The sequence below is a fragment of the Chryseobacterium sp. Chry.R1 genome, from assembly GCF_039645525.1.
In the GTDB taxonomy this organism is placed as follows: Bacteria; Bacteroidota; Bacteroidia; order Flavobacteriales; family Weeksellaceae; genus Chryseobacterium; species Chryseobacterium proteolyticum.
In genome coordinates, this window is record NZ_CP151793.1 from 4418678 (window position 1) to 4431902 (window position 13225).

Below are 13225 nucleotides of genomic sequence, written 5' to 3' on the forward strand. Positions count from 1 at the left end.
AGGTTGCTTTTCAGCAACCTTTACACATTATTTTTTCTCGAGTAATGGAAGATACTCAGCATATCCTTTCATCTCCATCTCAGCCTTCGGTATAAACTTTAGAGAGGCACTATTGATACAGTAACGTAAACCTCCTTTATCTTTAGGGCCATCTGTAAAGACGTGTCCCAAATGAGCGTCACCTGTCTTACTGCGAACTTCCACTCTGGTCATTCCCGCAGACCTGTCTAATTTTTCATCGATAACGTTTTTAGTAATCGGCTTCGAAAAACTTGGCCATCCACAACCGGATTCAAATTTATCTGTTGACACAAATAATGGCTCCCCTGTTGTAATATCTACATAGATCCCTTCACGAAACTCTTTATCATATTCATTCTGGTAAGGCATTTCTGTAGCATTTTCCTGTGTTACACGGTATTGTTCAGCCGTAAGTTTTTCTTTTAAAACCTTTTTATCCTGTTTCTGGTACTTAGCTTTTGGAAGCGGATTCGCATTTTTAGCCATTTCAAAAAGTCCCGGTTCAATGTGGCAGTATCCGCCAGGATTTTTATCCAGATAATCCTGATGATAATCTTCCGCCCTGTAGAAGTTTTTCAGTGGAATGGTTTCTACCACCACAGGCTTACTGTAATTTTTAGCCAGTTTTTGTACTTCTTCTTTCACAATGGCTTCTGTAGCCTTATCTGTAGAGTAAATTCCGGTTCTGTACTGGTCTCCCCTATCATTTCCCTGCTGATTCAGACTTGTAGGATCAATGGTTTTGAAATACAGATCGATCAATAATTTCAAATCAACCTGATCAGGATCATATTTCACTTTTACGGTCTCTGCAAAGCCGGTTGTATGGCTTACAACTTCTTCATAGGTAGGATTTGTCTTGTTTCCGTTAGCATATCCTACTTCAGTTCCCACAACCCCGCGAATCTGTTGGAAAAAGTGCTCTGTTCCCCAAAAACATCCACCTGCAAAATAAACTTCTTTTACATTTTTACTGTCCATAATGGTCTCATTTTCTTTTTTTATTTCTGACGATTTCTTTGAATCGCCACAGCTTCTTGCAAATACGGCAATACCTAAAACAACTGCCAGTAATATTAATATACTTTTCATTTTTATCTTTTTATTCATTATTATTTTTTTTGATATATCATCAATCCAAATCCTAAAAGCATGAGATCTTTAAGAATAAAGAAATCTGTTACCGGAACTCCGTCCACTATTTTCCAGATTCCCGGAGTTGTAAATAAATAGCTTAAAGTAACAAGGAAAGTCACTGTCATTCCGATTCCCGCATACTTCTTCAGAGCTACAAATTTCGGACTAAATATCAGCAGTAGTGCAATGATAATTTCTATCGTTCCGATAGCATTTGACACCGTTTGGACGCTTGCTATATTATATACGAAAAAGGTGAGAAAATGGTTTTCAACCAGGCTTTTTATTCCTTGTGCTTCGGTTGGAGTAAATTTGAAAATTCCAATCCAGAGTAAGATAAGTGCCGCTCCGTATAATGAGATGTAATATCCCAGCTTATACGTTATAGATCCTTTAGTAAGTTGTGCTGTTCCGTTCATTTTTTTAAGATTTTGAATGACTACTTTTATTATTTTCAGAAGTATAGTCGGAACGGCTTCAAAATCCTGACAGAATTTTTATCAAAAATCTATCTTTTTAATCATATCATCTTTAAAACCTTGAATATCAGAATCATTAATTTCATCACTTTCCTTTTTTATAAAAGTTTTCTTCATAATTTCATCAAGGATGGCGAGCTTTTTCTGATAAGCCCTGCACCATTTGCAAATTTTCAGATGCATAGTAAGCTTACGGTCTTCTTCCGGAGAAATAGACCCTGCATTTTTCTTTTCCATAAGGAGTGTGGCTACACTGCATGGAAGAAATATCAAATGAATCAATTTTTCCAACATGTTCAACATTTATGATTTTGCAAACCAATTAAAATCCAGGCACTCCCGCAACTGCATTCTGCTTCTTTGTAAAATCTTCCATAGATTAGTCGTAGAAATATCCAATTCCTGACTCACATCCGGAGCTTTTTTTTCCTGGAGGTAGTACATTTTCACAGGAATCTTCCATCGGACGGGCAATTCTTCAATACAATCTTCTAAAGTTTTATTGAATTGCTGGTCATCCAGAAGCTCAGGTTCTTTATTAGAAATATCCCAGTCATTCAGAACCTGGCTACTTTTCCAGGATCCTGTTTCATCAAAAAAATGATCCAGCCTGATCTGAGGCTCAGACTTGTACTTTCCACGGTAGAAATCGGCAACTTTCCGGTTGAGAATCGTCATCAGCCAGGTAAGGGGCTGGCTTTTTCCCTCAAAAGAATCATAAGATGACAATGCTGAAAGAAAAACTTCCTGAACGACATCTCTAGCATCATCCTTGTCTGAAAGAAGATACATTGCTCTCTTTAAAAGGGCTCCGGAATACATTTCTACCCAGCTTTTCAGCACTTCATTTTTCGTCATATTACGCTTTTATCATTTCAGATCATAACGAAGATAGTAAGTTAAGCGGAAAAGCACAAAAAAATATACTGCCTAAAATTCCCGTTCCGCAGAGAGCATACAATTCCTTAGTTTTTGGTATAATTATTTTAAGGCACTTTTTTCTAGCCCCGATTGTAGTATTTGTCTGAGCTCATTTTTCTTATCAAAGAAAAATAGCGAGTACGGAAAGCGGGAAACAGCTTCTAAAAACTGTTTCAGATTATCGACACAAATGTTTCCAAAAGTATCAATAAATTGAAACTAAATCACCTAAAAACATTAAATTTGCATCTTATCATAAAAAGCAAAGCAATACATTACTTATGACATCACAAGAGATACGTCAAAAATTTTTAGATTATTTTAAAAGTAAAGACCACCTTATCGTTCCTTCTGCACCGATTGTGCTGAAAGACGATCCTACCCTGATGTTTTCCAACTCAGGAATGACGCAGTTTAAAGATTTTTTCTTAGGTTATAAAACACCTACTGCTCCAAGGATTGCCGACACACAAAAGTGTTTAAGGGTTTCCGGAAAACATAATGACCTGGATGATGTAGGTAGAGATACTTACCACCATACGATGTTCGAGATGTTGGGGAACTGGTCTTTTGGTGATTATTTTAAAAAAGATGCTATTGCTTTTGCCTGGGAATTGTTAACCGGCGTATACGGAATTCCGAAAGAAAATTTATACGTAACCATTTTTGAGGGAGATGCATCTGAAAATCTGGAAAGGGACCAGGATGCGTACGACTTCTGGAAGACCCATATTTCTGAAGACAGGATCATTAACGGAAATAAAAAAGATAATTTCTGGGAAATGGGGGAAAGCGGACCTTGCGGACCTTGTTCTGAAATTCATATCGACCTTAGAACTCCTGAAGAAAAAGCAAAAATTTCCGGACTTGAACTGGTGAATAATGATCACCCGCAGGTTGTTGAGGTCTGGAACCTGGTTTTCATGGAATTCAACAGAAAGGCTGATAAAAGCCTGGAAAAACTTCCGCAGCAGCATGTAGACACCGGAATGGGATTTGAGCGTCTTTGTATGGCGTTACAAGGTAAATCTTCGAACTACGACACCGATGTTTTCACGCCACTTATTGCTAAAGTTGAGGAACTTTCAGGCAAGAAATACACAGGAATTTTAGAAGATGAAAAAGATATTGCCATCCGCGTGGTGGTAGACCATATCAGAGCGGTTTCTTTTGCTATTGCAGACGGACAGCTTCCTTCTAACGGAGGAGCCGGGTATGTGATCAGAAGAATTTTAAGAAGAGCAATTTCTTACTCTTACCGTTTTTTAGGAATGAAAGAACCCTTCCTTTTCGAATTGGTTGCTGTTCTTAAAGATCAGATGGGACCATTCTTCCCGGAGCTTGAAAAACAGGGAAATCTTGTTACGGAGGTTATCAAAAGCGAAGAAGAATCATTTTTAAAAACCATTGAAAGCGGCCTTGTACGCGTTGAAAGACTGATTCAGCAAACCATTTCGGATGGTTCGAAGGTGCTGCCTTCTGTAGAAGTTTTTGAACTGTATGATACTTATGGTTTCCCGGATGATCTGACAAGAATTATTGCGGAAGAAAAGGGATTGACCATCGATGAGGTGGGTTTCCAGGCAGAAATGGAGAAACAAAAACAGCGTTCTAAGAAAGACTCTGCTTCTAAAGTATATGACTGGGTGGTTCTGGAAGAAAAGCCGGAAACTTTTGTAGGATATGACCAACTTGAAGCTGAAACCTATATTACCCGATACAGAAAGGTAGAAAATAAAGACGGGGAATTCTATCAGGTAGTTCTTAGCAACTCTCCTTTCTACCCTGAAGGAGGTGGACAGGTTGGTGATAAAGGAGTCCTGGAAAATGCTGCGGAAAGCTTTGAAGTATTGGAAACGAAAAAGGAAAACGGATTGATCATTTCATTGATCAATGGTCTTCCAAAAGATGCAGGAGCTGTTTTCTATGCTAAAGTAAATGCTACGGAAAGGAAGAATTCTCAGGCCAATCACTCGGTTACCCACCTTCTGCATGAAGCACTAAGAGAAGTTCTGGGAACTCATGTGGAGCAAAAAGGTTCTTATGTAGGACCTGATTATTTGCGTTTCGACTTCTCTCATTTCAATAAGATGACGGAAGAAGAACTTGCTTTGATCGAAGAAAAGGTAAACCAAAAGATCAAAGACAGCATTGCTCTGCAGGAATTCAGAAACATTCCGATCCAGGAGGCTATAGACAAAGGAGCTATGGCTTTGTTTGGTGAAAAATACGGAGATAATGTAAGAATGATCCAGTTTGGAAGTTCAAAGGAATTATGTGGAGGAACCCATGTTAAGAACACCAGCGAAATCGGTCATTTTAAAATCACTTCGGAAAACTCTGCGGCTGCAGGGATCAGAAGAATTGAAGCAATTTCAGGAGATAAATCTGCCGAATACTTCAAAAATATAGAACAGCAGATCACCGAGCTTTCTCAGCTGCTGAAGTCAAAAGATGTGGTACGATCTATTGAAAAGCTGATTGAAGAAAATGCCTCATTGAAATCTGAGGTGGAAGCATTGAAGAAGGAGAAAGCAAAAGGAGAAATCGGAGACTGGAAGAATGCTTATGAGCAAAAAGGAGATAAGCAGCTATTGGTTAAGAAGACCTCATTGGATGCAGGCTCTGTAAAAGACATTGTCTTCCAGCTAAAAAAAGAAATCCCAACATCGATAACCATTGTACTTTCCAATGCTGATGACAAACCGATGATCACCGTAGGAGTTTCTGACGATCTGGCTTCTAGCTATCAGGCTGGAGCTATTGTAAAGGAACTGGCAAAAGAGATCCAAGGTGGCGGTGGTGGAAACCCGGGCTTTGCTACTGCGGGTGGAAAAAACCTTGCCGGTTTAGAAAATGCTTATCAGAAAGCCTTAAATATTTAAATAACAATATTTTAACAATAACAATAAAAACTTCCAAAATTTTTGGAAGTTTTTATTTTGCCTTGATCCATATAAGCGAATTTACTTGCATTTCTATTAAAACAACCAATCAACAACAGATTGAAAATTATATCAATAACGCTTATAAAAGTTTTTCATGATAAGAAATATCACTAATTTTGATTCACATTTATTTCATGAAAAGGGTTTTATTTATTATATTTTTCTGGACTTGTATTTTTGGTTATTCGCAATCAAAAATCAAAGTCATCGATGAGATAGACAAAACCCCTGTCCTCAATGCTAAAATCTTCTGTAATGATAAACTCCTTGGACAAACAGACTCCCGGGGAATTTTTGAATTCAAAACCAAATGCAACAGCATAGAAATCCGGGCAGATTATTATCAGAATGAAATTGCGTTGGTAGAAGAAAATATGGAGGTATCACTCCTTAAAACTTCTTCAAAAACCACTGCTATTGAGACCGTCATCCTGCAGGATAAAAGTGATCCGAGAGCCCTGGAGATTCTGAATAAGGTTAATAAATATTTTAAAGAAAACTCTCCCAAAAGCCTGAGCTCATACACGTATAAATCGTATGAAAAAGTATCTTTAGATATTGACGAAGATAGTATAACTCAGTTTAATCAGTTTTTTAACGATACTAATTTCTTCAAAAAGAAAAGGGAGAAGGATTCTTTAAACAATATTTCCGCTAAAAAGATCTTTTCAAAAAGCAAACTTTTTCTTTGGGAAAGAGCTCAGGAGTTTTTGTATTCAAAAAAATATGGAGAAAAGATCAATATTTTAGATAACAGGATTTCGGGTCTTAAACAACCTATCTATGAAATGATTGCTCTCCAGCAAAGTAACAGGGACCGAATTCCGAATCAGGTTAAACAGGAAAACAGAGGTTTATACCGTTATTTTCTTACCGATACCCTAGAGCTGGACGGACGGAAAAACTTTGTAATCCGTTTCCGTGAAGTGAATTATAAAAAGTCCGATAAAAAAAGAAAGTTCAACGGAACGATCTATATAGATACCGAGACCTATGGTATAAAAAAGATCGAAAACATCAGTAAAAATAAAAACGACGGAATTATTACCAGCACCTGGGTGTTTTATAATAACAAATGGTTCCTTGCTCATGAAAAGGTAAAACTACGGATGAGTAAAATGGCCGTAAAGGACGACAGTAAAGACCATTCTGAAGATACCGCTGAAAAAAAAGAGAGAAACAGTTTTGGAACCTACGCTTTCCTTACCTCAAGGTATTTTGATTTCAAGTCCCCTATTGAAGAAAACGCCAAAGATTTTAAAGGGTATACCTTTTCTGTAAAAAATGCGGACGGGACATCTCTTGACCAGTACAGAACGGATCCGCTAACGGAAAGGGAAAGAAATACCTATACAACTATAGACAGCCTTGGAAAGATCTACAATATTGATAATAAAGCTAAAATACTGACAGGGCTTATCAATGGGCAGATAAGGGTTGGTATCGTTGACTTTGCGGTAGATGAAATTGTGAACTACAACCTCTATGAGGGATTCAGGCTTGGCTTAAAAGCTAAACTGAATGAAACTTTTAATCCTTATTTTTCTCCGGATTATTATTTCGCCTATGGGTTCAAAGATGATAAATGGAAGTACGGAATCGGCCTGGACATGAAAACAACCCTGGAAAAGAATTCGTTTTTCAGAATAGAATATTATAATGATGTAACTGCATCAGGGGAATTTTACAGAAGGCTGTGGAACTTTAAGATGAGAATGATGAACTATGGAAATAACCTTAATAATGACAGGTATTACCATTTCCGCGGGGCTTCTTTGTCTTATCTTAATGATATCACCAACGGACTTACCCTGGTTTTTGCGGCAAGGAGAAATTTTGAGCAGGCTATGTTTGATTACCAGTTCCGAAACAGTGGTCCTTCGTTTGAAAACTTCAATACACTATTTACTTTGAAGTTCTCACCTAATTCCACCAATATTATGACCCCACAGGGCAAGTCTCTTATTGATCAGAAGTACCCTGAACTTTATTTCAATTATGAACAGAGCTACAAAGTATTGGGTGGTGATTTTAATTATACCCGTTTTGATGCACTTTTTGTTCATAATTTTAAAACGGTTTTAGGAACTACCGGTGTAAGGCTCTATGGAGGGATCGTTCTGGGTGAAGCTCCGATCTGGAAAAATTTCACGATGAACGGACTGGCTTCTCCGGGAAGAGATATTAATTTTAACCTTACCTCCTACCTTGGATTTGCAACATTAGAGGGAGGAAAGTATTATAATGATAAATTTATTGCCTACTATTTCACCCATAAGCTTCCGCTATACCTGAAAAGTATCGGACAAAATGTATCAAGTTTTGATTTTGTTCTTAGAGGAACCATTGGAGATATGAAACATCCGGAATATCATGATTTCAAATTCAGAAAGCTGGATCACCTGTATCAGGAAGTAGGTGTGGAATGGAATAACTTCCTTTCAAGTTATTTTAATCTTGGCGTATTTTATAGAGTAGGATATTATACCACCTCTAATTTTAAGCAAAATTTTGCCATACAGTTTAAATTAAAATTATTGGAATTTTAACAATCAGAACATGAAAAAAATAGAAATAAAAGCGGACGATTTTTTTGACCTTTTACGGTTAAAGGACGTTTCCATGTGGGAAATATTCCTGCAGATGATTGATGGTGAAGAGAAGGAAATTATTTTCATCGATCGCGAAGAAAAGATTCTCTTCAATTATATTTTACCTGCTGACAAAGAAAAACTGGAAGAAGACCGGAAAGAGTTTTCCAAACAGTTCTCGGAAAAGCTGTCCTATCTTAATTAATTTGTTCACCCTATGAATAAAAATTATTTTCTATCAATTATCGGCGTATTTGCTATCTTTTTAGCCCATGCCCAAAGCTATAAAAAGCCTTTAGTATCTGCAATCAAAGAATCAGATCTTAAAAAAGATATGTATGAAATGGCTGCTGATCAGTTCTGGGGGCGTGAAGCAGGAACGTTAAATGAGTTAAAAGTCTCGATGTGGCTGGCAGATAAGGCGAAAGAGTCCGGGATGTCTCCGGCAGGAGAAAACGGCACTTTTTTTCAGTATTTTGATATGTACAGGCATCAGGTAATTCCGCAAAGCAGCGTAAAACTGGGTGAAAATACATTAAGATTATGGAAAGATTTTCTTGTTGCAGAACCTGTAAATGCTCATCTGGAAACTGATGTTGTGTACGCCGGAAATACCGAACCTGAAGATCTATCTAAATTGAATCTTAAAGGAAAAGTACTGGCCGTAAACGCTTCCGATAAAAATATTGAAAAGGAAATGACCCTTTTTGTAAGAAGATATCCTGGATTTGTAAGAACAAAATACTATAATACGGCACTAAATCTTGGCGCTAAAGCCATTATTTTCATCACAGATGATACTTCTGAAAAAAGTTGGGTAGAAGTTCTTCCACAAATGACAAGAGGATCGTATGGTGTAGAAGGATTAAGAGAAAGCATTACAAACAATATCCCTGTTTTGTGGATCAAAAGAGAAAATGCCGGCTGGGTAAAAAACAACCCTAAAGTGTCTATCAACCTGATCACAGAAACCTATAAGTACCCATCTGTAAATGTTATCGGAAAAATTGAAGGAACAGATCCCAGGTTAAAAAATGAATATGTTCTGATCAGCGGACATCAGGATCATGACGGGATAAGACATCCGGTTAAAAATGATACCATTTACAACGGTGCAGATGATAACGCGAGTACCTGTGTAGCTATGCTTGCTATGGCAAGAGCTTACATAAAACAACCCGGAAAAAGAAGTATTCTTTTTGTTTTTCATGGTGCCGAAGAAAGAGGACTTTTGGGGTCAAGATGGCATGCAGCCCATCCTGTAGTTCCTAAAGAACAGATCGTTGCAGTATTGAATGGCGATATGATCGGCAGAAACAGCAATGAAGAAGCAGCTCTGTTAGGAGGAAATGCTCCGCATAAAAATTCTGAAGAACTGGTAAAAATGGCTGAAGAAGCCAATAACGAAAGTACGAAATTCAGATACCTTAAAGACTGGGATTCTCCTAATCATGCTGAATATTTTTACTTCAGAAGTGATCATTTACCGTACGCAAAACTAGGAATCCCTGCTATATTTTTTACCAGTGTTTTACATGAGCAGTACCATACTCCACAGGATGAGTCTGAGAACATCAATTACAAAAAGTTATATAAAATGACGGAATGGATGTACAGAACTTCATGGAAAGTAGCTAATGAAAGTGATCGTCCGAAAGTGATCCCAAACTTTACATTAGAGAGATAAAATATGATTGGTTTACCATTTAAAACTATGCGTTGATTCTTTTTAGCGCATAGTTTTTTTTAGCCCATTTATCATTTTTCTTGCAAAAAGAACTCCACTGTTTTTTTAGCTTCGGCAACATCGTGCACCCTGAGAATTTTTGCCCCTTGTTTTAAAACTTTCATGTGAAGTTTTTGGGTTTCTTCATTAATATCCAATGGGGTTTTACCGAGAGGTCTGTAAATAAAAGATTTTCTGGAAATACCAATCAACAGAGGAAATCGTCCAAATTCCAGATACTCCACTTCTCCTATTAATTTCATCTGATCTTCCACCGTTTTTCCAAAACCAAAACCGGGATCCAGAATAATATCCCTCACTCCTTTCTGTAAAAGCTCATGGGTCTTTTCACTAAAATACCGGTTCACCTCTAATGTAATATCCTCAAATTTTGTTTTGTCATGCATCCTCTCATAGGAAGGGTTAATATGCATCAGAATATAAGGAAGTCCTGTTGCTGAAACAATATCGAACATATTATGATCAAATTGTCCTCCTGAAATATCGTTAATGAGGTCAATTCCTTCATCAAAACCAAACTTCACCGTTTCCGAATAGAAGGTATCCAATGAGATCAATGCTTCAGGGAATTCTTTTTTGATCTGAGAAATCAGCTTTCCGATCCTTAGGATCTCTTCTTTGCTCGTAAGAAATTCAGCGTGAGGACGCGTAGACTGTGGACCGATATCAATGATTTCCGCTCCTTCTTTCAGTAATTTCTCCGTGTGCTCCAGTGCGGTCTTTTCATCGTTAAACTTCCCTCCATCAGAGAAAGAATCCGGCGTAAGATTTAAAATTCCCATAATTTTTGGAATCGTTAAATCTACTATTCTTCCATTGCAGTTGATAGAGTGAAAAGGTTTATGAGTTGGGGAGTTGGAGAGCATGAGAGTTTGAGGGTTTTTAAGGTTGGGGAGTTGGAGTGTTTGAGCGTGTGAGCGTATGAGTATGAGGGTTTGTGAGTGATAAAGGTTATGATGTACTAGTGAATTTTAATAATACAAAGCTAAGGAGTAAAAGTAATATGAGCAAGGTTATTTGATAAGCAATGGGCACCAGATCATAAGCAATTTGACAATGTATTCTCCCCTTAGTATTTACAATCTTTTCATCCCCAACTCTCCAACCTCCACCACCCTCTTACACTCAAACCCTAAAACACTCTACGCTCCAACCCTCCAACTCCCCAACCCTCAAAACCTCCTACTCTCCCACCCTCAAACCTAAAAGCATTTCTGCTCAAAATCACACTCCAATTCCCACAACCTAATACGTATTTTTGTATATTTGGGCTATTAAGAGAATTTATGTTAAAAACTTCAGTACAGTTCGGGAAAGTTATCAATCAATGTCGTGATCTTTTTAGTAAAAAATTACAGGATTACGGCGCAGCATGGAGGGTTCTAAGACCAAGTTCAATTACAGATCAGATCTATATTAAAGTGAACAGAATCCGGACCCTGCAGATGACGGATAAAAAAATGGTTGAAGAAAGTGAAGAAGACGAATTTATTGCGATCGTCAACTATTCGATCATCGGACTTATTCAGCTTGAAAAAGGTCTTTCCAACGATTTCAATGAAAATAATGATGAGATTTTAAGCCTTTATGACAAATATGCATCTGAAGCTCAGGCTCTGATGGAAAGAAAAAATCATGATTATGGCGAAGCATGGAGAGATATGAGAATTTCTTCCATAACAGATCTTATTTACCAGAAGGTCCTGAGAACAAAACAGATCGAAGATAACCAGGGAAAAACGATCGTTTCCGAAGGCCTGGATGCCAACTATTTTGATATGCTGAATTATGCTGTTTTCTGTCTGATCAAATTCTCTGAAAAAGAAAACAATTTCGAACCTAAAACTATTTAAAATGATCAAAGGTGTACTTCGTTTTATTATTGCAGTTATTTTTATCCTCTCCGGGTTTGTAAAAGCTGTGGATCTGGTGGGTTTTTCCTTTAAAATGGAAGAATACTTTTCCCCCGCAGTTTTCAACATGCCATTTTTCGAAAAATTTGCTTTGCTGTTTTCAGTTATTGTGGTGGTACTGGAGCTTTTCCTTGGATTTATGCTTTTAATAAAATTAAGACTGAAATTCACCTTATCCATGCTCATTGCCCTTTGTGTTTTCTTTGGGTTCCTTACTTTTTATTCAGCTTATTTCAATGTTGTAACCGATTGTGGATGCTTTGGAGATGCAATAAAATTTACGCCATGGCAGAGTTTCTTTAAAGACGTTGTTCTGCTGATCGGACTGATTATTTTATTTGTTCTGTACAGAAAAGAATTCGCCCGGAAAGACGAATACAGCAGCACAACGAAAACACCTACGGCCAAGTACAAATATTTCCTTTTGGGAGCTTTTGGTCTTGTAATGGTCTACATAATGGCACAGGGAATTATGCACGAACCGTTGATCGATTTCCGCGATTATAAAATCGGTACGGATATTAAAGCAGAAAAAGATAAAATCAGTAAAAACCCGTCGGAATATAAAACCTTCTACTCTCTTAAAAATCAAAAAACCGGGGAGGTTTTAAAGGTAAATCAGGATGATTACATCAAAGAAACAAAATATTGGGCTGACGGTTCTCCATGGAAGATTGAAGAAGGAAAAAACGAATCTGTCATCGTAAAAGAAGGCTACAAGTCTGAGATTGTAAAATTTAAAATTGAAGATCCTACCGGCCTTGAGGTTACTGATGAGATTATTAAAGCTCCAAAGGCTGTTTTGGTATTTTCTTATCACCCTAAAGAGCTTTCTCAGGAGTTAATCCAGAAAGTTGAAGCTAAGGTAAATGCCCAGAAAGGTGCAGTTATCTATGGTGTCTCTACGGATCCGAACACATTTAAAACCATTAAAAATGCAATGATGGATGGAACCGCCATTAAAACCATTGCCAGAAGCAACCCGTTTGTCCTGATATTACAGAACGGAAAAATTGTAGACAAACAGCCTGCAAAAGATTATATTAAATAATAACGTATACATAATAGGAGTCAATTGACCCGCTTTAAACACTAAACTTTTAATCAACTCATGCAAAAGTCAAATAAGCCAATCGCCGGTTACCATTTATTAATGATTCTTTCTTCCGTAGACGGAGAATTTGCCCCTGAAGAAGGAATGCTTGTACAGCAATATTTAGCTGATGAATTTCCGTTCAAAATGAATTTGGATAATGAACTGGAAACCATCGCCCTGCTTCAGCCTGAAGAATGGAAAGATCATTTTGAATTTCATGCCCGTTGTTTTTATGATGACTCTACGGAAGAAGAGCGCGTAAAATTTGCAGAATTTGCCAAAACACTTATAAAAGCTGATAACAAAGTAACGGATGAAGAACATACCTTCTATAAGCTTTTAAAGAATATGTGGCATCTGAACTAGACACCT

General features: G+C 37.4%; 12 protein-coding genes. 7 read left to right on the forward strand and 5 right to left on the reverse strand.

The genetic code is table 11. The features are described from left to right. Positions 1-27 precede the first annotated feature (27 nt). The 4 genes from msrB to AAEU33_RS19700 form a co-directional block, all read right to left on the reverse strand. Positions 28-1113, reverse strand: coding sequence for a peptide-methionine (R)-S-oxide reductase MsrB (gene msrB / locus AAEU33_RS19685; RefSeq protein WP_345989823.1), 1086 nt, complete (start codon positions 1111-1113; stop codon positions 28-30). A 20-nt stretch (positions 1114-1133) separates the two neighbouring features. After that, positions 1134-1577 (reverse strand): DUF417 family protein, encoded by a 444-nt coding sequence (locus tag AAEU33_RS19690; protein ID WP_345989824.1) that lies wholly within the window; start codon positions 1575-1577, stop codon positions 1134-1136. An 81-nt stretch (positions 1578-1658) separates the two neighbouring features. Beyond that, positions 1659-1931 carry a hypothetical protein gene (locus AAEU33_RS19695; RefSeq protein ID WP_345989826.1) on the reverse strand — a complete coding sequence of 91 codons (273 nt, stop codon included), beginning with the start codon at positions 1929-1931 and terminating at the stop codon, positions 1659-1661. A gap of 9 nt (positions 1932-1940) precedes the next feature. Continuing rightward, positions 1941-2495 carry a sigma-70 family RNA polymerase sigma factor gene (locus AAEU33_RS19700; protein WP_172277073.1) on the reverse strand — a complete coding sequence of 185 codons (555 nt, stop codon included), beginning with the start codon at positions 2493-2495 and terminating at the stop codon, positions 1941-1943. Between the two features lie 344 nt (positions 2496-2839). Here AAEU33_RS19700 and alaS point away from each other — a divergent pair, with 344 nt between their 5' ends. From alaS to AAEU33_RS19720, 4 genes are all read left to right on the forward strand, one after another. After that, on the forward strand, positions 2840-5443 hold the full coding sequence (alaS, locus tag AAEU33_RS19705) for an alanine--tRNA ligase (protein ID WP_345989828.1): 2604 nt from the start codon (positions 2840-2842) through the stop codon (positions 5441-5443). 197 nt (positions 5444-5640) lie between these two features. Next, on the forward strand, positions 5641-8055 hold the full coding sequence (locus AAEU33_RS19710; protein ID WP_345989830.1) for a hypothetical protein: 2415 nt from the start codon (positions 5641-5643) through the stop codon (positions 8053-8055). Positions 8056-8065: 10 nt separating this feature from the next. After that, complete coding sequence (locus tag AAEU33_RS19715; protein ID WP_172277064.1) at positions 8066-8302, forward strand: hypothetical protein; 237 nt, start codon at positions 8066-8068, stop codon at positions 8300-8302. A 12-nt stretch (positions 8303-8314) separates the two neighbouring features. After that, the gene (locus AAEU33_RS19720) at positions 8315-9784 is read left to right on the forward strand and encodes a M28 family peptidase (protein ID WP_345989832.1); all 1470 of its coding nucleotides are present in this window, start codon (positions 8315-8317) and stop codon (positions 9782-9784) included. A 71-nt stretch (positions 9785-9855) separates the two neighbouring features. Here the strand turns inward: AAEU33_RS19720 and folP are convergent, their stop codons facing one another. After that, positions 9856-10626, reverse strand: coding sequence for a dihydropteroate synthase (gene folP / locus AAEU33_RS19725; RefSeq protein WP_345989834.1), 771 nt, complete (start codon positions 10624-10626; stop codon positions 9856-9858). Between the two features lie 504 nt (positions 10627-11130). Here folP and AAEU33_RS19730 point away from each other — a divergent pair. Genes AAEU33_RS19730 through AAEU33_RS19740 form a run of 3 tightly spaced genes read left to right on the forward strand, consistent with a single transcriptional unit; the run spans position 11131 to position 13219 of the window. Further along, positions 11131-11697 carry a DUF1599 domain-containing protein gene (locus tag AAEU33_RS19730; RefSeq protein WP_172277058.1) on the forward strand — a complete coding sequence of 189 codons (567 nt, stop codon included), beginning with the start codon at positions 11131-11133 and terminating at the stop codon, positions 11695-11697. Position 11698: 1 nt separating this feature from the next. Then, positions 11699-12808: a BT_3928 family protein gene (locus AAEU33_RS19735; RefSeq protein ID WP_345989836.1), complete on the forward strand. Its 1110-nt coding sequence runs from the start codon at positions 11699-11701 to the stop codon at positions 12806-12808. A gap of 60 nt (positions 12809-12868) precedes the next feature. Further along, a complete protein-coding gene (locus AAEU33_RS19740; protein ID WP_172277052.1) occupies positions 12869-13219 on the forward strand; it encodes a TerB family tellurite resistance protein in 351 nt (116 codons plus the stop codon). Positions 13220-13225 lie beyond the last annotated feature (6 nt).